Source organism: Flavobacterium sp. 140616W15 (genome assembly GCF_003668995.1).
Classification (GTDB): domain Bacteria; phylum Bacteroidota; class Bacteroidia; order Flavobacteriales; family Flavobacteriaceae; genus Flavobacterium.
Window position 1 is genome coordinate 4,559,504 of sequence record NZ_CP033068.1, and the last position, 21,922, is coordinate 4,581,425.

Sequence of the window (21,922 nt, forward strand, 5' to 3'; positions counted from 1 at the left end):
TATTATTGTAATTATTAATTATCAATTGTTAATTTTTATTACAAAAGTTGCCTAAAGCAACTAACGACCTTAAGGTGGTTATTGCGGCGGGGCTCACCTCTTCCCATCCCGAACAGAGTAGTTAAGCCCGCCTGCGCAGATGGTACTGCAGTTATGTGGGAGAGTATGTCGTCGCCTTTCTTTTAAAACCCTGTTTTAATCAACAGGGTTTTTTATTCTTATCTATAAATTATAGAATAAGGTACCTTAGCTCAGATGGTAGAGCAATGGACTGAAAATCCATGTGTCCCTGGTTCGATCCCTGGAGGTACCACATAATGCTCGGATGGTGAAATTGGTAGACACGCTGGACTTAAAATCCAGTGAACAGCAATGTTCGTGCGGGTTCAAGTCCCGCTCTGAGTACTAAAACTCCAATTGGCTATTGCTAATTGGAGTTTTTTTTTATTGTCAAAACACTACTAAAAAAGGAATGGATCGAACGGATCAAACGAAAAACTTGGAGATTAGATAATCTCAATAATAAGAAATCGACTTTTCGCACTCCTCTAAATTGACCTCTAAACGCTTTTACTTTTGCGTTAAAAGATTCCGCTGAAGCATTAGTACTTCTATTATCAAAATAGTTCAAGATTGACTGATAATTAACCGTTATGGTATTAAGTAGGATATTAAAGTTTTTAAAACCCGATTCTTCTACATTCCTATATTAATGTGCTAGTTTGGTCATAGCAATGAGTTTGTTGTTATAAACCCCAGGAAGTTGTTGTATTAGTCTATGAGCTGTTTTTATATCAGGATATAGGCTAAATAAGATCTTTGCTCTTTCATTTTGACTTTAGGCCCATTTTTTAGGTGATTTATAAAGAATATCTCTACTTCTGGCTAATAACTGCTTTACAGAGTCTCCGTTAGACAAAAGCTCTGGAATATAGGTTTAGCTCTCTCTTTTCGCTTGTAATATCAATCTATTCTCAGTATCGATACTTTTCCCAAGGATATTTTATTCTAATCTCCTGTAAGGCTTCTAGAGCTAATTTTTGAGTATGAAATCTATCGGTAACCTGTATGGCTTCTGAAAACATCTTTTGGAGATTAATTTCGTGGAATTAATCATCTCAAGTATTATTTCTTGGTCACAGCTTTTTTTTGTAGTCAATTTTGCAGATAAGATGAATAACGAGATCAGCCTTTGTTCCGGCAACAATAGCAGTTAAGTAACTTTTTTACCTCTGGCTTCCTTATTTGTAGCCATAGTAAAAAGCTCTCCAGAGACAAAGCTACTTCATCAATTGACAAATGAGTACCCATGTTTTCAGGGTTGATAATTCATTGCTGTGCTTGTTCGTATGGAGCCCATGTCTGAAAGAACTTAGGTGTCTTTTTTTTGTCTCTGTAGTTTCTTCCCATTGATTCTAGGTTAGCTTTCATTGGTTTGACAATCTATAGGAGTCATCTCAAATTTTTATTTTACTTTGAAATTCCCTCCTCTCCAGGTTTTGTGCTTGATCTATTTTAATCTGGTTTAACTCTATATCATTTTGTCATAATTATAATCTTAAAATAAGCAATAAGAATATCTGAAACTAATTTAGTTCAATGATATCTAAAAAATATCTTACCTCATGTATATGCATAAAAAAGCCTGCTCGATTGAGCAGGCTTGTGAATCATGGTATTATTTAGATTAATCTTCGGTATCTTGAGTTTCTTCTAAATCTTCTGATTTTCTTCCTATTTTTATTTTAGGATTATCTTTGGTTCCTTTGATTATTAACGGAATTCCCAAAATTCCTAATGGAGGTAAACCTAATCTCATTTTAATATTTAGTTTACCATCTAAACTAGTTGTTCCTTCTATTCTTGGTCTGAAACCTGCAAATTTGAATTTGAATCGTTCTAGAGTAATTATATTGTTTTTGATGCTACTCTTAATATCAACCTTGGTTATTTGAGGATTTCTAATTGCTTCATGACTAGTTGTTTTGCTTACAGCATTGAACATTTTCATCCCATAGAGTTTGATATCTTTTACAGAAATTACACCTTCACCAACTAATGAAGGGTAAACAGGCTCCATCTTAGCATTAAGTCTTCCTTTTAGCTTGTAATCTAGCGAAACGGTTCCCTGTGCTTTTTCTGCTGCACTAGCCATTTTTCTAAATATCTCAATTTCATTGTAAGCCTTTTTAACGTCAAAATCTGTTGCTTTGATAGTATAGTCGAATAGAGCTTTTTTCATTGTTTGAGCTTGATACGTTGCATCCATGCTTACTTCGCAGCCTATTAGATTGAAACCAGTATTTTGCATGGTTAAAATCCCTTTATTCATTTTAAGATTTCCCTTTGCGTTATTTAATGCAAGTTTGTTGAAATTTACCTTCTGTGCATTTGCTTGAAATTGTAAATTGAAATTCTTCGGAATTATAATGACTCCAGTTTCAGTTACTTCTATTTTTGATGCTTCAGTATTTGTACTAGGAGCTGTAGTTGTATTGCTTGTCTCGGTAGTTGTACTCGACATAAATTCATCAGCATTGATGTACTTTGAATTTATAGCAAATGATCCTTTTAAGACCCCAGTTTTGGTTGTCATGAAATTAAAGACATTTTGTAGATATCCATTCATTTTAAAATCTGATTGACCATAAGTTGACATAAAGTTTTTGAAAAACATTTTGTCTTGGTTTATTTTAAAAAGACCTTCTTTAATAATAAACTTCTTAGGAAGGTATTCAGATACAATTCCGATATTCTTAATTTCTAGTGTTCCTTTATTATTGAGTTTGCTATAGTTTCCTTTTTCAGCATCACTTTGTTTTCCTTTCAAAACTAAATCGGCTTTAATTGAGCCATCTAGATCTAATCCTTTTTGAGAAAAAACTCTATATATTTTGCTTATATCTAATTCTCCTTTAGCTTTAATGTCATAAGTAAGATCGTTAAAATTGCTTAAGTTGGCATTAATAAAAAAGGGTTTTCCTTCAAAGGTTATTTGTGCTGGTGATAATTTGACTTTCAAATCATCAAAAGTTCCTTTTTGATTATTAATCTCAGAAACAATTGTTATGTCTGTAATTGGGTTTGGATAATATTTTGTTTTTAAAAATCCATTTTTCAAGTTAATTGTTCCAGAAGTTACTGGGAAGAGTTTATTTTTTAAATCAAAAACTCCTTTTGCTTTAATATCTCCAATAAGATTTCCTTTTAATTCTATGTCAGGAATTCCAAATGCCTGAGTTAATTTTCCTAAATCTATCTGGCTGTTTAGGTCAATGTCTACTTCAGGAGTATCTACCCCTTTTACATAAAATTTAGATTTTAAATGGTCTTTATTTATGTTTAAGGCTAGGTTTTTTGCATCAACAATTAAAAGGTCTGGATTTAGCGAAGGTAATTTCGTATTTATATCTAGATTTAAATTTGAAACAGGAAAAGAACTTTTATTATAGTTTACATAACCATCATTTATTTTTAAATCAACGTTTAAATCTGGAGCAATGTTCTGTGATGCAATATATTTACCTTTTAAGGTAAGTAATAGATTTGTATTCCCTTTTAAATCAGTTTTTGATAACCAGGTAATGAATTTAGGAGGGAATGCTGTAAAGACATCATGTAATTGACTGTTATCTGATTTTATAATAAAATCAATATTATAACCATCTTTTAAAAAGTCAAATTTTCCTTTAAAATCAACTATTAGTTGATTTATCTTTAAATTGTTTTGTTCGAAAAGGAAAGATAAAGAGTTTACATTTACTTTTGTAATTAAGTCAGCATCTACCTTTTTGTTCATTAAATAAGGTTCATTTTCGTATAAGATGTTAAGTTTTTCGATTCTAGCTTTTGAATATAAGTCGAAGATATCTTTACTTAAATCTCCCTTTCCAGAATAATTAAATCCAAAAACATCTAGATGTACCTTGGTTGATTGATCATCATAGACTATCTTACTATTGATGATTTCAATTTTTTCTAATTTTAAAGAAGTATCATCACTATTATCTTTTGCTTTTTCTGCTTCAGCTTCAGATGATTTATAAACGTTATAATTTGCTTCACCGTTTTTATTAACTTTTACATTGATAAAAGAATTAGATAGATATATTTGGTCTATGCTAACAGTTTCTCCAAAAAGTAAACTACTTATGTTAATACCAAAAGAAACTTCTTTAGCAGTAACAAAGTTTTCTTTTTGAAATGGAGCAGATCCATTTAATTTTAAATCATTTAAAGTTAAAGTTAATGATGGAAAATGATGAAAGAAGGAAATGTTAGCATCTGAATAATTTAGTTCAGCATTAAGTTTTTTGTTTGCTGTTTTCTTTATCTCTTCTTTTATTTTATCCGAAAAAACATAAGGCGTTATAAAAAGTAGCGCTAAAATAACGACTAGCACTATTCCAATATATTTTACTATTCTATATAAAATGGATTTTATATTCCCTTTTGTCATAAGTATAATTATTAGTTGTTTTTATCCGTGTACAGTTTCGCTTTTTCCATAATTAGTAATGATAGAACCTTCGTATTCAATCCATTCTTTCCAACGTTTATCGATGTCTATATTATCGGTATATTTTCGGGCAAATCCTAAAAAAGTAGTATAATGTCCTGCTTCCGAAATCATTAAATCACGATAAAATGTTGCCAATTCCTGGTCTTTTATGTTTTCTGAAAGGACTTTAAAGCGTTCACAACTTCTAGCTTCAATCATGGCCGAAAATAATAGGCGATCACAAAGGGCATCTTTTCTACTGCCGTCTTTTTTCATGAATTTAAAAAGCTCATTTACATAATGGTCTTTTCTTTCGCGACCAAGTGTCAAACCTCTTTTCTTGATAATGTCATGTACCATTTGTAAATGCTCTAATTCTTCTCTGGCAATAATTAACATTTCTGTTACTAATTCCTCTAATTCTGAATTGTATGTTACTAAACTAATTGCGTTTGAAGCCGCTTTTTGCTCACACCATGCATGGTCGGTAAGAATTTCTTCGATATTCGATTCGACTATGTTTACCCAACGTGGGTCTGTAGCTAATTTTAATCCTAACATGATATTTGATTTATAACCTACAAAATTAGTGTTTTATTCCCGATTTTTGGGTTTAATGATGATATTGCCGCTTAAATAGTATTATTTTGTAGTAGAAATAAAATAGGATATGAGTGAGCTTAAAAAGCTTTTAATAATTGGCTTTGTATGGCCTGAGCCAAATTCATCGGCAGCAGGAGGGAGAATGATGCAGTTAATCTCAATTTTTAAAGAAAAGGGATTTGATATTACATTTGCTAGCCCAGCTTTGGATAGTGATTTTATGATTGATTTGACAGCGTTAGGAATTGAGAAAAAAACGATTGCTTTAAATTGTTCCAGTTTTGATGATTATATAAAAGAACTTAATCCGTCGATTGTTTTGTTTGATCGGTTTATGATTGAAGAACAGTTTGGTTGGCGCGTGTCTGAAAATTGTCCTGATGCATTACGTATTTTGGATACTGAGGATTTGCACTGCTTGCGTCAAGCTCGTCAAAAAGCATTCAAAGAGAATAGAAATTTTGTAGTTAGTGATTTATTTTCAGAAGAAGTTGCTAAGAGAGAAATCGCTAGTATTCTGCGTTGTGATTTGTCTTTAATAATTTCTGAGTTTGAGATGGAATTATTAGAGTCAGTATTTAAAATTGATGCTGCTTTATTGTATTATTTGCCTTTTTTATTGAATTCAATTTCTGAAAATGTATTAAAAGAATTACCCCCTTTTGAAGAAAGAAATGGTTTTGTTTTTATCGGTAATTTTCTGCACGAACCCAATTGGAATACTGTTCAATATCTAAAAGAGTCAATTTGGCCATTGATAAAAAAAGAATTACCAGATGCAGTTTTAAATATTTATGGAGCATATCCTTCACAAAAAGTATTGCAATTGCACCAACCCAAATCTGGTTTTTATATTATGGGTCGTGCTGATAATGCTCAAGAAGTAGTACAGAAATCTAGAATAGTATTAGCCCCGATACGTTTTGGTGCAGGATTAAAAGGAAAGTTAGTTGAAGCTATGCAATCCGGAACACCAAGTGTAACCACAACAATAGGTGCGGAAGCAATGAATGGTGATTTACCTTGGAATGGCTTTATTATTGATGATGCTGAAGATTTCGCCAAAGCAACGGTAGAATTATATCAAGACAAAAATCTATGGAACGAAGCTCAGATAAAAGGAATTGAAATAATTAATACCCGTTATTTAAAAGATGATTTTGCGACTGATTTTATGGAAATGATTTTCCATTTGCAATCTAATTTGAAATCCCATCGTGATAACAACTTTATAGGAAGTATGTTGCAGTATCATACCATGAGAAGCACAAAATATATGTCTAAATGGATTGAGGCTAAAAATAAAAATTAGATTTCCATTTTTCCAAAACCTACTGTTTCTCTATAAATTTGAGGCGAAACATCAGCATTGGTTTTGAAAAATCGACTAAAGTAATGCTCGTCTTCATAACCCAATTCATATGCAATTTCTTTGACTGTTTTGTTGGTCATGTATAATTCTCTTTTGGCTTCGATTATTATTCTTTCAGCAATTAAATCAGTTAGTGTTTTATTGAAATACGTCTTAGATAATTTTGCTAGCGCTTTTGATGAGATATTTAACAATTCGGCATAATTTCCTGCTGAATGTTTGGTTTTAAAATTAAGCTCAATAGCATCTTTCAGATTTTGAAGAATAAAAGGTTCTTTAGAATTAGGAACTGATTTCATTTCTTCTAATTGTTCGTTTTTTAATCGGGAAGCAGTAATTAAAAATATTTTTAAGTAGGAAACTAATAATTCATATTGTGCCAATTCAGCATTTTGAATTTCGGTTTTCATTTGTTCTAAAACCATTCTAAAAGTTGCTGCAGCTTGTTCTGTAATAATTGTAAATGGTGGCTGATAAACATTATTAAATAAAATCCCATTACAGGAAACTTCTTTTTGATGCATGTGAATGCAATAAAAATCAGGATGAAAGTGAATTGCGATTCCTTCAATTGGTTCACTTACACAGAGCATAAAAGGCTGATAAGGAGAAAAGGCTAGTAGTGAGTTTTCTTCAAAATTATGCTCGGCAAAATCAGCTTTTACTTTCCCTTTTCCTTTGGTTACCCAAATTAATGAGAAATAATTATTGCGCTGCAGATGGTCAAAATGGCTGTTGTTGTCAAAAGGGAGTAACTTAAAGGCTAAATTACCATTTTGCGGATTAATTAAAGTGAAAACATTCTGACTGCTCATGATTTCTTTTGTTTTGAAAATATAAAGATAGTCATGAAAAGAATTCACAACTATCTTTATAAACTGTTTTACTTGAATTACTTTAAACTTTAAACTGCTGGAAAGTCAATTTCGGTGTTTGCTGTATTATTAAAGTAGTTTGTTAAAATATTTAAGGCTACATGTCCAATTGTTTCTGCAATTTCGGCATCAGTAACTCCTGCATTTTTTACTTTGTTTACATCTTCATCATTTACCAAGCCATTTTTACTGATTAATGTTTTGGCAAATTGTAAAACGGCTTCAGTTTTTGCATCGGTTGAATTTCCTGTTCTTGCAGCTTGCAAAACTGCAGGATCTGCTTTTACCAATTTTTCTCCAATATAGGTATGAGCTGCTAAGCAGTAATCACATGAATTACTTTCTGAAACTGCTAAGGCAATTAGTTCTCCTGTTTTTGCACCTAATTTCCCGTGACTTAGTGCACCGCTTAAATTTAGATATCCTTCAAGAACTGCGGGAGAATTTCCCATTGTTCTCATCATGTTCGGAACAACTCCTAATTTTGCTTGTACAGCGTTGAATAAATCTTTAGCTTTTCCTGTTGCTTCTTCTGGGTTTAATGCTGTTAATCGTGTCATCTTATTTGATTTTTTATGTTATTTATTTGTTGTTGTCTTTTGACATTACAAAGGTGCTACGAATACAGATTTTAAAACATGGAGAATTTACGCTATGTAATGGATAATTTTTCCTGAGGTGTTTTTTTAGAAGCTAATCCCGCTATTCGTTACAATCTTTTGCTTTTTAAAGATAAAAGCAAAAGGATTTTCACTTCTATCGGGGCTAGGGTAATTGTTTTCATAAGAATGTTTTTTGTTTATTAGGTCAGGAATGAGAAATAAGAATAAAAAAAATCCCCGATTACAAGGTGTAACTGGGGATTTTTTTCTTTGCAGTTTTCAGTTACAGTCTTCGGCCAGATTGTAAGCTAAAAACTGAGACTGCGACTGTAAACTGAATACTATTTTAAAATGCTTTCTACAGCTTGAATTGTTGTTTGGTGATAACCTGATTTTGCTTTGTCGAAGATTTGTTTTGCCCAAACTTTTCCTTCAGGGGTTTTTGCCATTTCTTTATAAAGCATCATTACTGATCCTGTTCTGCTAGTAGAAATTAAAAATTGTTCAATTGCAGGGTAAGCTGCTGTATATTTATAACGGATTGAAGGAACAAACCATTGACGCTTGATAATAAAATTGCCGCCTTTTGTAAAGTTGAACTCGGTATCAAGTGCTTCCATTTCTTTTACAGTAATATCTGTTGGGAGATTGTCTATAAAATGTTGTTTTTCTGTAGTTGTCGTGATTTTTTTGCTTAATCCTTTAACGCCAGTTTCTCTCCAGCTTTTTTGAATTTTATCGATAGCATCAAAATCGAGTGAGCTCACAGGGGTAATATTTGATGGGATTCCAGGTTTGTAGATCCATTCGTCTAGTTTTATCTTGTCAGCCAGTGCTTTGTCTCCTTTAATTAGATTTTCATTTATGTATTTTACAAAATCTTCTGTTGTAATAGATTTAAAAGCATTTGCATCGAAATAGTTTTTAATAAAAACATCAAATTTTTCGCGTCCAACTGCATTCTCGATAACTTTCAAAAAGGCATACCCTTTTACATAAGGTATTAAACTTAATCCATCATCAGGATTTCTTCCAGTTAAACTAACTTTAAGTCTTGTGTCTGGGCTTGTGTCTCCTAGTTCAGCAATATTATCAATTAGTTCTTTACGGATGATAACATTTTGCATTTCAAATTCTTTTTCACCAAAGATTGCTTCACCAATTCTATGTTCTACATAAGTGGTGAATCCTTCGTTTAGCCAAATGTCATCCCATGTTGCATTGGTTACTAAGTTTCCGCTCCAGCTATGACCTAATTCATGTGCTAATAAGCTAGTTAATGAACGATCACCAGCCAAAACTCCTGGAGTTAGGAATGTTAAGTTAGGATTTTCCATTCCGCCATAAGGGAAACTTGGTGGCAGGACTAATACATCATATCGCCCCCAACGATATGGGCCATATAGTTTTTCGGCAGCAACTACCATTTTTCCTAATTCAGCAAATTCCCATGCTGCTTTTTTAAGAACAGATGGTTCTGCGTAAACACCTGTTCTGTCATCAATTGATTGAAATTCGATGTCTCCAACTGCAATTGCCATTAAGTATGATGGTATTGCTTTGTCTTGTTTAAAAGTGTAAATACCAGTGTCATTTTTCTTTTGAGGGTTAACTGCGCTCATTACAGCCATTAAATCTTTAGGAACTGTAACTTTTGCATTATAAGTAAAACGAACTGATGGAGAGTCTTGACATGGAATCCAAGTACGAGACCAAACACTTTCTCCTTGTGAGAAAAGGAAAGGTTTCTTTTTGTCTGCCGTTTGTTCAGGTTTTAGCCATTGTAATGCTACAGCGTCTTTGGTTGTATTGTAGTAGATATTTACTTTGGTTGTATTTGGTTCAATTGTAATGTGAAGTGGTTTTCCGTGAAATTCGACATCTTTTCCGAGCTCGAATTTAGTTTCTTTTTCATCATCACCTAGAGTAACTTTAGTAATGTTAAGCGTGTTTTCGTCAAAGATAATTTCGTTGCCTTTACTAACGTTGTCGATTTTCCAAGATGCTTTTCCGGTAATGGATTGTGTTTCAAAATCAACTTTGATATCAAGGTCTAAGTGTTTTACAACGGCTAACTCTGGTTTTGAGAAAGAATGTTCATCTTTAGTAACTGTTGGTTTATTTGTTTCGTCTTTTTTCTGACAGGCCAATGCTATCAAAAAGAGGGTTAGTAGATATATTTTTTTCATTTTTTATAAAAAATTGGTTTAAAATGTAAAATAAATAAAAAAATCCCATTTTGAAAGTTCAAAATGGGATTTTTAATATAAAATAATAACGAATTATGCCAACATAGTAACTGGGCTTTCGATATATTGTTTCAATGTTTGTAAAAATTGAGCACCAGTTGCACCATCAATTGTTCTGTGGTCACAAGCCAATGATAACATCATTGTGTTTCCTACTACAATTTGACCGTTTTTAACCACTGGTTTCTCTACAATAGCACCTACAGAAAGGATGGCAGAGTTTGGTTGGTTTATGATTGAATTAAATTCTGTAATACCAAACATTCCAAGGTTAGATACTGTAAAAGTACTTCCTTCCATTTCTTGTGGTCCAAGTTTTTTGTTTTTAGCTCTTCCAGCAAGATCTCTTACGCTAGCACCAATTTGAGATAAACTCATAGCATCTGTAAATTTCAATACAGGAACTACTAATCCATCTTCAACAGCTACAGCAACACCAATATTTACATGGTGGTTGATGATGATGGCATCTTCTTTCCACTGTGAATTAATTTTTGGGTGCTTTTTCAATGCCAAAGCACAAGCTTTGATTACCATATCGTTAAAAGATACTTTTGTATCTGGAACGCTATTTATTGTAGCTCTAGATGTCATTGCTTCGTCCATGCTTACTTCGATCACTAAGTTATAGTGAGGAGCTGTAAACAATGATTCTGCTAGACGTTTTGCAATAATTTTTCGCATTTGCGAATTTTTGATCTCTTCTGTGAAAACTTCTCCAGCAGGAACAAAAACTTTTGGAGCAGCTACTGTAGCTTCTGGAGCTTTAGCAGTAGTTGCAGCTGGTTGTGCAGGAGTAGCAGTTGCAGGTGTAAAGTTTTCGATATCGCTTTTTACAATACGTCCGTTTTCACCAGTCCCTTTTACTTGTGATAATTGAATTCCTTTATCTGAAGCAATTTTCTTTGCTAATGGTGAAGCAAGAATTCTTTTTCCATCGCTAACGACTTCAACAGTTTCTGCTGTTTCTTGAGTAGGAGCTGCTTTAGTTTCTTCTGTTGTTGCTTTTGCAGGAGCGCCACCAACAGTATAGTTTTCTGCAATGCCAGAAATATCTGTTCCAGCAGGTCCGATGATAGCTAATAAACTATCAACAGGAGCTGTGTTTCCTTCTTGAATTCCAATGTATAATAATGTTCCTTCGTTGAAAGACTCAAATTCCATTGTTGCTTTGTCTGTTTCGATTTCAGCAAGAATATCACCTTCAGCCACAGCATCACCAACTTTTTTAAGCCAAGTTGCTACTGTACCTTCAGTCATAGTATCACTTAATCGAGGCATAGTTACTACAACAACACCTTTTGGTAATTCAGTTGCAGCTTTTGCAGGAGCAACTGCTTCTGTTTTAGCCTCTGTAGTTACAGCTTCAGCTTTTGGAGCTTCGGCAGCAGGAGCACCTCCTCCAGCGATTAATGCCGTAACATCTTCACCTTCGTTTCCTATAATTGCTAATAATGAATCAACTGGAGCGGTTTCTCCAGCTGGGATTCCTATATATAAAAGAGTTCCTTCATTGAAAGACTCAAATTCCATTGTTGCTTTGTCGGTTTCAATTTCAGCAAGGATATCTCCTTCGCTAACTTTGTCTCCTACTTTTTTAAGCCAAGTTGCTACCGTTCCTTCCGTCATAGTATCGCTCAAACGAGGCATTGTTACTTTTATCGCCATGATTTATAGTTTATGAGGTGTAAATGGATAGTTTTCTTGTGCATATACCACATCGTAAAGTTGTTGTAAATCAGGATATGGAGATTCTTCAGCAAATTTCACACATTCTTCTACCAAGTCTTTTACTCTTTGGTCTATTTCTTCGATTTCTTCTTCAGTAGCAAATTTTTGATCTTTTATTACGTCAAGTACTTGAGTAATTGGGTCAATTTTTTTGTATTCTTCTACTTCTTCTTTAGAACGATATAATTGTGCATCAGACATTGAGTGTCCTCTGTAACGGTATGTTTTCATTTCTAAGAATGTTGGACCATCACCACGACGCGCTCTTTCAACTGCTTCGTACATTGCTTCTGCAACTTTCACTGGGTTCATTCCGTCAACTGGTCCACAAGGCATTTCGTAACCTAAACCAAGTTTCCATATATCTGTATGGTTTGCAGTTCTTTCAACAGAAGTTCCCATTGCATATCCATTGTTTTCAACAATAAATACTACTGGAAGTTTCCATAACATAGCCATGTTAAAAGCTTCATGTAAAGAACCTTGTCTTGCTGCACCATCACCAAAATAAGTCATGGTTACACCACCTGTTTCAAAATATTTATCTGCAAAAGCTAAACCAGCTCCTACAGGAATTTGTCCACCTACAATTCCGTGACCTCCGTAAAAACGGTGTTCTTTTGAGAAAATGTGCATAGATCCACCCATTCCTTTAGATGTTCCTGTTGCTTTTCCTAAAAGTTCAGCCATTACACGTTTTGGGTCAACACCCATACCAATTGGTTGTACGTGATTTCTGTAAGCAGTTATCATTTTATCTTTTGTCAAATCCATGACATGCAATGCACCAGCAAGTACTGCTTCTTGACCATTGTATAGGTGAAGAAATCCTCTTACTTTCTGTTGGATGTACAATGCTGCTAGTTTGTCTTCAAACTTTCTCCAAAGTAGCATGTCTTCATACCACTTTAAATATACCTCTTTTGTAACTTCTTTCATCTGAATTCTTTCTTTTGCTAAAGTGTTTCTGTTATCAATTGTTGCCTATAGCGCAAAATAGTTTCCTCCCACAAATTTGCGCCCGAATGGGTCGGGATGCAAAAATAAGACATTCCTACTTAGAACTAAAATTTAAAAGCTAATATTTGGCTTTTTTTACAAGAACTTTTTATCAAACATAAAAGGAAGTAAGTTTTTTAGTGATGCCGATTGATAAATTGCACCTATTTCGCCCATGAAATAAATTTCTATAGGGGTGTCTTGTTTTATTTCATATTCTGCAATTGATTGTCTGCAGGATCCGCAAGGAGGAATAGGGGCTATTGTCTGATTGGTATCTGAAGCAGCTGAAATTGCAATTTTTAAAATTTTAGCTTCTGGATAAATAGCTCCTGCATGAAAAATAGCTACTCGTTCAGCACAAAGACCTGAAGGATAAGCCGCGTTTTCTTGATTTGAACCTAAAACAATTTTACCATTATCTAAAAGTAAGGCTGCACCAACTCTAAATCTAGAATATGGAGCATAGGCTTTTTTACGAATAGCGATTGCTTCGTTCATTAAGTCTTGAATGTCTTTTGAAAGTTCTTCGATAGATTCAAAAACTGAAAATTGTGTTGTAATAGATATTTCTTTCATTATATATTTAGGAAAAAAAATCCAAATTTCAATAAGCTGAAATTTGGATTGTTATAATTGTTTTTTATTATTCGCGATTAATATACTTCGTATTTGTCCCCAAAGTTAAACGTTAGAGAGAAACGAAGTGTGTTTTCTAATGGATTTTTTACGTTTGAAGTAGAAAATAGGTATGAAACATCTACTTTAACAACGTTGTATTTGAAACCAGCTCCTAAAGAAAAGAATTTTCTAGCTCCTTTTTCTGGGCTTTCATGAAAATAACCTGCGCGAAATGCAAATGAATCCTGATACATGTATTCTGCACCAATGCTATAGGTGATTTCTTTTAATTCTTCACTAAAACCGCCTGGTGCGTCTCCAAATGATTTAAATATTCCTGATGCCCATCCTATGGATCGATAATCTTCTCTATTTTGATTTCTTTCATCTGGAGTAATTGTGCCATCACCATTTAAATCTGGGTTTTGTGGTGTTGGAACTAATAACTTGCTAAATTCTACACCTAATCCGATTTTATTGTAATCATCTAAGATAAAGTCAAATCCTCCACCTACTTTTAAGTTAGCTGGTAAGAAATTAGCATTGATTTCGTCGTTGTCGTATTTAATTTTTGGTCCGATGTTCTGGATGTTGAAACCACCTCTCCATCTACCGTTAAAATCGCTATAAGCAATTTCTTCAGATTGATAGAAACCAGCAACGTCTACTGCAAATGAGCTTGCAGGTGATGCGTCTATGTTTTCTGATGCGATTTTTAGATTGGAACGAATGTATCTTCCGGCTACTGCCATTGAGAATTTTTCGCTCAGTTTTAAGCTGTAAGATCCATCAAGAGCAAATTCATTTGGAGAAACGATTCTTTCTTGTTCTAATGGGTTATCTGTTTCTCGTAATGCAATATCGCCAAAACCGAAATAACGGAAACTCGCAGCAAATGCATTACGGTCGTTTATTTTGTTGAAATAGGTGATTTGCCCTAAGGAGACATCATTTACTAAATCGGTAAGATACGGAGTGTAGCTAACAGAAAATCCTTGTTTGTCTTCTGAGAAGGCATATTTTGCGGGATTCCATTGTTGAGAAAAAGCATCTACAGAAGTGGCGACTCCTTGGTCGGCCATACCAGCTGCTCTAGCGTCGGCAGCTACTAATAAAAAAGGTACTGCGGTTGTGATTGTTCTTTCTTGTGCTTTTGCTAAAACACCTATAAAAAGACAGGTTAAAATGAGGGTAGTTTTTTTCATCTAGGTTTTTAATAGTAAACAAATATAATATTTAATTAAAGTATGACAAGTTTTTCGAATTTTTCTGCTTTTTTATTTGTTGTGTTCGATTTGACTGTTAGTTTATAGATGTAAACTCCTTTACCAATTCGATCTCCAAAATCATCTCTTCCGTTCCAAGTTATATCCCGAGACAAAAAGCCTTCGGTGGTAATAATTTGGTTTTTTGTCCAAACAATTTTTCCAGTAATTGTCATTACTTGTACCTGAACTTCTAAAGGTTCGTATGGTTTGTTGTGTGAAAACCAAAACTCAGTATAGGTTGTGAACGGATTCGGATAATTTAAAACATGCGTTAATGTAATTGTGTCATCTCCTGATACTACAAACTGAATTTCGGCAGTTACTGGGTTGTTGTAAACATCCCATGCTGTTACCGAAACGGTGTGTAATCCTGGTGCTAAATTACGGAATGGAAAACGTAATGTTCCATGTGTGTAATCATCTAATTTCGTTTGGTAGTAATCGTTTAATATATAAGGATTACTGACGTCTCCATCTAAAATTGCAACTATATCATGTCCGATTCCACTTGCAGTATTTATCCCATTTTCATCTTCAAGATTCGCAAGTAAAAAAGGAGATTCATTTGTAACCCCTCCCGATACAAATGTTTCATCATTCATATATAACTGCACTTTTGGACTATTATTGTCCTTGGGTGCATTTTCATTTATTCCTCCTATTTTTATTGTGGTATCATAGCCAGTTTGATTCTCAAGAAGTTGTTGTTTTTTTGAATAAAAGCTGATTTTTCCATTACCTAACGGAATTCGGATGTCTCTAGGTACTACGAAGCTAAATTCGAATAAACCATTGGTGATTGAGGCGCTTCCTCTAAAGATAGTTTCTCCTAGGGTGTTGAATTGCATTGGTGGGCTAAATCCGTTGTTGTTAAGTGTTGAAGCTTTGATTATTTTATCGAATATAGCAGTTGTTAGTTCTCCGTTGTAATTTGTTAATAAATTATTGTTTTCATCTGTTATTTCGCCTGATAATTTGATTTTTGAAAGTGATTTAAAATCGTCAATTGGTTGAGAAATAATGACATCGTTTACTTTTGTTAGTTTTATTTTAGGTTTAGGAATTGCAAGCATTAAAGCTGGATCGCCAATATATACAATGACATTGCTGGATGAACTTGGATTGCTATTTTTAGATACACGTAATGATTCTGAAATGGTGGTGTATTGATTTGATCCGTATGATAATAAGTTTTTAGATAAGATGTCATTAAAGTTTTCAGCGCTAAATTGTCCAATTGATCTTGTGGTAGTAAGCATGGCAATGGCTCCACCTTTTGGATTCCAATAGGTGTATTCTCCTGCGGTTGGTCTCGTAGGGTCATCAAATCTGGAGAATTCGCAGGTAATTGTTATAAATAAAGGATATTTGTATTGATTGTTTAGATTTTGTCCATCTGATTTTCCCCAAATTCGCTCACCTGCTAATCCATCTTCACCACCATGTCCTAGGTAGTTGAAAACGAGAGCTCCTTTTTCGAATGCATTAAATAAGTCGGTTCTTGCTTTAGGATATCTTGCTCCTCCAGATGAGGCTTCTTCGACATAAGAGTCTAAAAGTATTTTATCTACATTAAAAAATGGTTTTTCGGTAGTGATAATATCTGCTAATTTATTTTGGCGACTTTGTAGTGTGGCATCCGAAGCTTTGTCGGAGTCATCTGCGACTAATACAAAATTGTTTTTCCAGTTCCCAAATGATTTTATATCGTGGTATTCAAGTACTTTGTTTACCATTTCGCTTGCTTGTCTGGAGTCATTAATAAGCATTCTTCCTACTGCGATATCTATTCCTCCAAAGAAAGAAGTTATGTTTCCTTCGTTGTTATCCATTAATCCGTAAAAATCATCAGATGCAAATGAGGCTTCTCCAGAAGTATTGCTTTTTAGTGAAAGATATATAGGTACAATATTTCCGTTATTGTTGATTCTGTCTTTGTAGTCATAAGAAGCATCACCAAAAAGGTTAACATATTTAATTCTTTTTTCGGCAGAAGAGGCATTGTCATAAATGTATTTAATGCAATTTCGTATGGCGGCTATATCTTGTTTTCCTGATGAGAATTCTTGATAGATCGATTCTGTTGTGATTACTTTTACATTTAAATTAGAATGAGATCTATGAAAAGCGGCTAGTTTTTCGGCTTGATTGGATAAAAAGGAAGGGGTGATAATTGCGTAATCAATGTCTTGAAAAGCATTTTGGTTATTCTTTAATAATGTCCCCTTTAAGTTTTGATTTGGAATTTTAGTCTTGTTTTCTTTAAGCGGAATGTAGTAATCTGAAGGGTCTAAGGTTGTATATTTTCTTACTTCACCTAGTTGTGCTTTAAAGTTGATTGTACTTTGGTTCTGGTTTTGAATAGTTGTTACATTATATATGTCTGTAACATCCCAGATTTGAGTAATTCCAGTTGTGTTTGTTAAGTTGTAACTTGCAATTCCTAGGCTTGAATCGGCGAGATCATATTGAAAAAGAAACTGTTTTCCATAACCTTGTAATTTTCTTTTTGCAACTAGGCTAATTCTATCTAAGTATCCTTTTGAACCTGGGATTCCGCCGTTGTTGTAGCTGAGTTTTATTTTTATGTTTTCGGCTCCAGGAAATGTTTTGTTTGAATGTATAGAATCGGTGTAGAATTTAATTTCAGAATTTGTATTTAGTGGACTAAAATTAGTGTTTTCTATTTCTTGTTGGTTTGCCGAAATTTTAAAAGAGGTGTTTGTAAAGGAAGCGGATGCTGTTTTAACTTGTATTTTGACAGGGGTTGAAGTATCAATATTTGGAAAGTTAAAATCAAATTCTTGTTCGTTGTTAATATCAAATGCTTCGCCGTACCATTCACGTCCTAAATGTGCAATATTTACAAGGTCTTTTTCGTGGTGTTTGTGGTCGTCAAATGTTGAGATGTTTATTGTGCTACTTCCTGATGGGGATTGCATTTGTGAGATTCTTTTTCCGTCTCCTCCTTGAGTAGTGATATAATAGTATGATTTATTGTCGTATAAATTATTAGAAGTTCTGCTTTCGTTGTTCCAGGTATCTACGCCTTCAGCATAAAATAAAATATAGTCATCATTATCAAAGCTTCCGTCGTTTTCGCCTATAATTTGAATTGCATTTTCAGTTAGATCGTTTGGATAATAGGTTGCGTTAGATAAAGGAAGCATTCTTCCGCCGTTGCCATATATTTTTATTTTTTTAGGATTAGTTTTAGTTAAGTCTGAACTTATGCTTTGTAAGAAGCTTTTGGATATTTTGTATACACCTGATTTTTCAATGTAAAATCGATACCAATCGCCAGTTGCTAATATTGAATTAGAGATGGCTGTATTTCTTCGAGTAAACGATGTTCTTGAAGAAGTGTTATTCTGAGAATTAGTTATTATATTATAGGTAAAGGATTTTACTCTTTTGTATCCGTTTCCATCATTGATTATTGGAGATAACGTAAGTAAAGCTTGATTAATTCCTCTTGCGGAAGAAATGATTATTGATTCATTGGTTTTTTTGGGTATGTTTTTTTGGGTTAAATCACCAAGTTGGTTTTCTGAAATTGTTTCGTAGATTATATTTGATAATTGAACGGTGCTGTTTTCAGAATAATTAGATTGTGTAAGGTTTAAAGTATATAAAATTGTCTTCGTATCGGAGTTTAAATGATAGCTATTGCCCGAAAACAAAGGGGCATTTACTTTAAATTCACCAAAATACATGTCTTTTTTGTCAAGCCAGTCTAAAATAACATCATCTTTTGTTTGTGCAAAAGAGTTGATATATAGTAAGATAAAAAAAGTAAGTAGTGTTTTTTTCATTGTCTATTTTAACGAAAATATTATTGTTATATTATGGTAAGTAAAAATATAGTATTTAGTGTAATAGTAAATAATAAAAAGTATATTTTTGCGTTCGAATAATGTGGGATGATTTGGCAAGAATCAGATACATGAAATATTTATAATTGTTTTTATAATTGATGTTGCAAATTAATTTTAATTATTATATTGCAACACCTAAATTATTACCTACTAAAGAGTATGAAAGTAAACAAAATTATGGCCTTACAGTTGATGTTATCTATGACATTGGTTCTGGGAATGGCTAGCTGTAGTAAAAAATCTAGCTCAAGTGCATCAAGAGCTACGGGTTGGGACGTTAATAGTATTAATGGAACAGCACAAAACGTTTCTAATAAAAAACAACAAGCAGGTCCGGGATTAGTTTTTGTAGAGGGAGGAACATTTACCATGGGTAAAGTTCAAGATGATGTTATGCATGATTGGAATAATACACCAACACAACAACACGTTCAGTCTTTTTATATGGATGAGACTGAGGTAACTAATATGATGTACTTAGAATATCTTGAATGGTTGAAAAAAGTATTTCCACCTACAGAAGATAATTATAAGCATATTTATGAAGGAGCTTCACCAGATACTTTAGTTTGGAGAAATCGTTTAGGTTATAATGAAACAATGACTAATAACTACTTAAGACATCCTGCATACGCAAACTACCCAGTAGTTGGTGTAAACTGGATTCAAGCAGTTGAATTTAGTAAATGGAGAACAAATCGTGTAAACGAAGCTGTTCTTGAGAAAAAAGGATACCTTAAAAAAGGCGCTAAAACAAATGATGTTAACGCTGAAAGTAACTTTAATACAGAAACATATTTAATTTCGCCAACATCTACATTTGGAGGAAATGACGAAATTGTTTTAAAAGAAGGAAAAAAAGTAAAAAGAGCTAAAAAAGGGGAAACTGCTGAAGAGCCTAAAAATGTTTACGCACAGCGTTCTTCTGGAATTATCTTACCAGAATATAGATTGCCTACAGAGGCTGAGTGGGAATACGCTGCGGCAGCTGATGTTGGACAAAGAGAATACAATATTTATAAAGGACAAAAGAAATACCCTTGGTCTGGAGATTATACTCGTTCTGCAAAAAGAGCAACAAGAGGAGATCAATTGGCTAACTTTAAACAAGGAAATGGAGATTACGGTGGTATAGCTGGATGGTCTGATGACGGTGCAGATATTACAAATGAAGTTAAAAAATATCCTGCAAATGATTTTGGATTGTATGATATGGCTGGAAACGTAGCTGAATGGGTTGCCGATGTTTACAGACCTCTTATTGATAATGAAGCAAATGACTTCAACTATTTTAGAGGTAACCTTTATGCTAAGAATAAAATTGGTAAAGATGGTAAAGTAGAAATCGTTACTAAAGAAACTATCAAATACGATACATTAAGTAATGGTAAAATTGTTGCAAGAAATTTCCCTGGAGATATTGCACAAGTACCAGTTGATGAGCAAGAAACTTATTTAAGACAAAACTTCTCTACAAGTGATAATATCAACTATAGAGATGGAGATAAACAATCAACAAAGTATTATGATTTTGGTGGATCTGGTGAGGAAACTGCAGCAGAAAAAGCAAAACAAGCTATGTATAATTCTCCTAAACATAATGTAACAACAGATAGTTTAGGTAACATGGTTAGAAAATATGATAAGTCTAGCAAAAGAACAACTTTAGTAAATGATAATGTTAGAGTTTATAAAGGAGGTTCTTGGAGAGATAGAGCATATTGGTTAGATCCAGCTCAAAGAAGATATTTCCCTCAAGATATGGCAACTGATTATATTGGTTTCAGATGTGCAATGTCAAGAGTAGGACCTAAATCTGAAAAAAGAAAATCACCTAGAAATTAAGAAATTTAATAATAGTAATAAAAGCCCTTTGATTAGGGCTTTTATTGTTTTAAATCTGTTTTAAAATGGATATTGCTCACATTCATAATTTGTTTTTACAATGCCAGTCTGTTTCGACTGATACTCGCAAGATAGAGTTAAATTCAATGTTTTTTGCTATAAAAGGAGATAATTTTGATGCAAATACATTCGCAGAAGAGGCCTTGCAAAAAGGAGCCTTGTTTGTAATAATTGATAATGCATCTTACTTTATCGACCAAAGAACGATTTTGGTTGAGAATAGTTTGATTGCTTTGCAAGAGTTGGCAAAATTTCACCGAGCTTATTTGCAATTACCGATTATTGCCTTAACAGGGAGTAATGGCAAAACAACTACCAAAGAGCTAATAAATGTTGTACTTTCTAAGAAGTACAAAACAAAAGCAACAATTGGAAATCTGAACAACCATATTGGAGTTCCATTAACATTATTGTCGTTTACTAAAGATACCGAAATTGGTATTGTTGAAATGGGTGCTAATCATAAAAAGGAAATTGAATTTTTATGTGAATTGGCACAACCTGATTTTGGATATGTGACTAATTTTGGAAAAGCGCACCTTGAAGGATTTGGCGGAATAGAAGGAGTGATAGAAGGTAAGAGTGAGTTGTATCAATATCTTTCTGCAAATAATAAAATTGCTTTTGTTAATCTTGATGATTCAATTCAAGTAGAGAAAACTACAACTATTAATAATTTTACATTTGGTTATAAAAAAGCCAATGCAGATGTTGTTATAAGTACGATTACAGCTAATCCTTTTGTTGTTTTAGGTTTCGGTGAGCAAACTATTACTTCGCATTTGATAGGGCTTTATAATGCTAATAATATAAGTGCTGCGGTAGCAATTGGGAAATACTTTAAGATAGAAGATTCGATTATAAAAGAAGCTTTAGAAAGTTATATTCCTGAAAACAATCGTTCACAATTATTGATTAAGGGAACAAACGAAATTATTCTAGATGCGTATAATGCAAACCCAAGCAGTATGGCTGTCGCTATCGAAAATTTTATTCAATTAAAGAAGCAAAATAAAATTATGATTCTGGGTGATATGTTTGAGCTTGGTTCTGAAAGTGAGCTTGAACATAAAATTATTGTAACTTCATTATTAGATGAAAATAAGACGAATTGTTATTTTATAGGCCCTTCTTTTTATAAGCATAAAATTGAAAATGAGAATTTACACTTCTTTGATTCGTTTGATTCATTCGTAGCTTATTTGGGCACTATAACTTTTAATGAGCAGACCATTCTTATTAAAGGTTCTCGAGGGATGGCTTTAGAAAGAACATTGAATTATATTTAAAATGTTATAGAAACAACAAAAAAATCCAT

At 33.2% G+C, this 21,922-nt stretch carries 14 protein-coding genes, 2 tRNA genes and 1 rRNA gene; 6 read left to right on the top strand and 11 right to left on the bottom strand.

Translation table 11 applies throughout. The annotated features are described in order from the left end of the window. The first annotated feature begins 70 nt into the window (after positions 1–70). The 3 genes from rrf to EAG11_RS20020 all read left to right on the top strand — a co-directional run bounded on the left by rrf (position 71) and on the right by EAG11_RS20020 (position 405). A 5S ribosomal RNA gene (gene rrf, locus EAG11_RS20010) occupies positions 71–180 on the top strand. Between the two features lie 60 nt (positions 181–240). Then, a tRNA-Phe gene (locus tag EAG11_RS20015) sits at positions 241–313 on the top strand. A gap of 6 nt (positions 314–319) precedes the next feature. Then, positions 320–405, top strand: a tRNA-Leu gene (locus tag EAG11_RS20020). Positions 406–427: 22 nt separating this feature from the next. Here the strand turns inward: EAG11_RS20020 and EAG11_RS20025 are convergent. The 3 genes from EAG11_RS20025 to EAG11_RS20040 form a co-directional block, all read right to left on the bottom strand. Next, positions 428–670, bottom strand: a complete 243-nt coding sequence (locus EAG11_RS20025) for a transposase (RefSeq protein ID WP_371414649.1) — start codon at positions 668–670, stop codon at positions 428–430. Between the two features lie 1,017 nt (positions 671–1,687). Next, positions 1,688–4,459, bottom strand: a complete 2,772-nt coding sequence (locus EAG11_RS20035) for an AsmA-like C-terminal region-containing protein (RefSeq protein WP_129540734.1) — start codon at positions 4,457–4,459, stop codon at positions 1,688–1,690. 21 nt (positions 4,460–4,480) lie between these two features. Further along, positions 4,481–5,062: a tRNA-(ms[2]io[6]A)-hydroxylase gene (locus EAG11_RS20040; RefSeq protein ID WP_039111801.1), complete on the bottom strand. Its 582-nt coding sequence runs from the start codon at positions 5,060–5,062 to the stop codon at positions 4,481–4,483. A 109-nt stretch (positions 5,063–5,171) separates the two neighbouring features. On the opposite strand from EAG11_RS20040, the gene EAG11_RS20045 reads away from it, so the two are divergent. After that, positions 5,172–6,416 (top strand): glycosyltransferase, encoded by a 1,245-nt coding sequence (locus EAG11_RS20045; protein ID WP_129540735.1) that lies wholly within the window; start codon positions 5,172–5,174, stop codon positions 6,414–6,416. Here the strand turns inward: EAG11_RS20045 and EAG11_RS20050 are convergent. The 8 genes from EAG11_RS20050 to porU all read right to left on the bottom strand — a co-directional run bounded on the left by EAG11_RS20050 (position 6,413) and on the right by porU (position 18,636). Further along, positions 6,413–7,291 (bottom strand): helix-turn-helix domain-containing protein, encoded by an 879-nt coding sequence (locus EAG11_RS20050; RefSeq protein ID WP_129540736.1) that lies wholly within the window; start codon positions 7,289–7,291, stop codon positions 6,413–6,415. The genes EAG11_RS20045 and EAG11_RS20050 overlap by 4 nt on opposite strands. A gap of 89 nt (positions 7,292–7,380) precedes the next feature. Beyond that, the gene (locus tag EAG11_RS20055; protein WP_129540737.1) at positions 7,381–7,911 is read right to left on the bottom strand and encodes a carboxymuconolactone decarboxylase family protein; all 531 of its coding nucleotides are present in this window, start codon (positions 7,909–7,911) and stop codon (positions 7,381–7,383) included. A 383-nt stretch (positions 7,912–8,294) separates the two neighbouring features. Beyond that, complete coding sequence (locus tag EAG11_RS20060) at positions 8,295–10,142, bottom strand: hydrolase/aminopeptidase (protein ID WP_129540738.1); 1,848 nt, start codon at positions 10,140–10,142, stop codon at positions 8,295–8,297. A gap of 93 nt (positions 10,143–10,235) precedes the next feature. Continuing rightward, positions 10,236–11,870, bottom strand: coding sequence for a pyruvate dehydrogenase complex dihydrolipoamide acetyltransferase (locus tag EAG11_RS20065; RefSeq protein WP_129540739.1), 1,635 nt, complete (start codon positions 11,868–11,870; stop codon positions 10,236–10,238). Positions 11,871–11,873: 3 nt separating this feature from the next. Then, the gene (pdhA, locus tag EAG11_RS20070; protein ID WP_129540740.1) at positions 11,874–12,872 is read right to left on the bottom strand and encodes a pyruvate dehydrogenase (acetyl-transferring) E1 component subunit alpha; all 999 of its coding nucleotides are present in this window, start codon (positions 12,870–12,872) and stop codon (positions 11,874–11,876) included. Positions 12,873–13,028: 156 nt separating this feature from the next. Then, complete coding sequence (gene cdd, locus EAG11_RS20075; RefSeq protein WP_129540741.1) at positions 13,029–13,511, bottom strand: cytidine deaminase; 483 nt, start codon at positions 13,509–13,511, stop codon at positions 13,029–13,031. A gap of 77 nt (positions 13,512–13,588) precedes the next feature. Further along, positions 13,589–14,758: a type IX secretion system outer membrane channel protein PorV gene (gene porV / locus EAG11_RS20080; protein ID WP_129540742.1), complete on the bottom strand. Its 1,170-nt coding sequence runs from the start codon at positions 14,756–14,758 to the stop codon at positions 13,589–13,591. Positions 14,759–14,793: 35 nt separating this feature from the next. Then, positions 14,794–18,636 (bottom strand): type IX secretion system sortase PorU, encoded by a 3,843-nt coding sequence (gene porU, locus EAG11_RS20085; RefSeq protein WP_129540743.1) that lies wholly within the window; start codon positions 18,634–18,636, stop codon positions 14,794–14,796. A gap of 222 nt (positions 18,637–18,858) precedes the next feature. Here porU and gldJ point away from each other — a divergent pair, with 222 nt between their 5' ends. Both gldJ and murF read left to right on the top strand, forming a co-directional pair. After that, positions 18,859–20,544, top strand: a complete 1,686-nt coding sequence (gldJ, locus tag EAG11_RS20090; RefSeq protein WP_129540744.1) for a gliding motility lipoprotein GldJ — start codon at positions 18,859–18,861, stop codon at positions 20,542–20,544. A 65-nt stretch (positions 20,545–20,609) separates the two neighbouring features. Then, a complete protein-coding gene (gene murF, locus EAG11_RS20095) occupies positions 20,610–21,893 on the top strand; it encodes a UDP-N-acetylmuramoyl-tripeptide--D-alanyl-D-alanine ligase (protein ID WP_129540745.1) in 1,284 nt (427 codons plus the stop codon). Positions 21,894–21,922: the final 29 nt, after the last annotated feature.

Excerpts from the sequence above, each read along its gene's own strand:
- EAG11_RS20035 (WP_129540734.1), bottom strand. The coding sequence starts at position 4,459 with ATGACAAAAGGGAATATAAAATCCATTTTATATAGAATAGTAAAATAT.
- EAG11_RS20040 (WP_039111801.1), bottom strand. The coding sequence starts at position 5,062 with ATGTTAGGATTAAAATTAGCTACAGACCCACGTTGGGTAAACATAGTC.
- EAG11_RS20045 (WP_129540735.1), top strand. The coding sequence starts at position 5,172 with ATGAGTGAGCTTAAAAAGCTTTTAATAATTGGCTTTGTATGGCCTGAG.
- EAG11_RS20050 (WP_129540736.1), bottom strand. The coding sequence starts at position 7,291 with ATGAGCAGTCAGAATGTTTTCACTTTAATTAATCCGCAAAATGGTAAT.
- EAG11_RS20055 (WP_129540737.1), bottom strand. The coding sequence starts at position 7,911 with ATGACACGATTAACAGCATTAAACCCAGAAGAAGCAACAGGAAAAGCT.
- EAG11_RS20060 (WP_129540738.1), bottom strand. The coding sequence starts at position 10,142 with ATGAAAAAAATATATCTACTAACCCTCTTTTTGATAGCATTGGCCTGT.
- EAG11_RS20065 (WP_129540739.1), bottom strand. The coding sequence starts at position 11,870 with ATGGCGATAAAAGTAACAATGCCTCGTTTGAGCGATACTATGACGGAA.
- pdhA (WP_129540740.1), bottom strand. The coding sequence starts at position 12,872 with ATGAAAGAAGTTACAAAAGAGGTATATTTAAAGTGGTATGAAGACATG.
- cdd (WP_129540741.1), bottom strand. The coding sequence starts at position 13,511 with ATGAAAGAAATATCTATTACAACACAATTTTCAGTTTTTGAATCTATC.
- porV (WP_129540742.1), bottom strand. The coding sequence starts at position 14,758 with ATGAAAAAAACTACCCTCATTTTAACCTGTCTTTTTATAGGTGTTTTA.
- porU (WP_129540743.1), bottom strand. The coding sequence starts at position 18,636 with ATGAAAAAAACACTACTTACTTTTTTTATCTTACTATATATCAACTCT.
- gldJ (WP_129540744.1), top strand. The coding sequence starts at position 18,859 with ATGAAAGTAAACAAAATTATGGCCTTACAGTTGATGTTATCTATGACA.
- murF (WP_129540745.1), top strand. The coding sequence starts at position 20,610 with ATGGATATTGCTCACATTCATAATTTGTTTTTACAATGCCAGTCTGTT.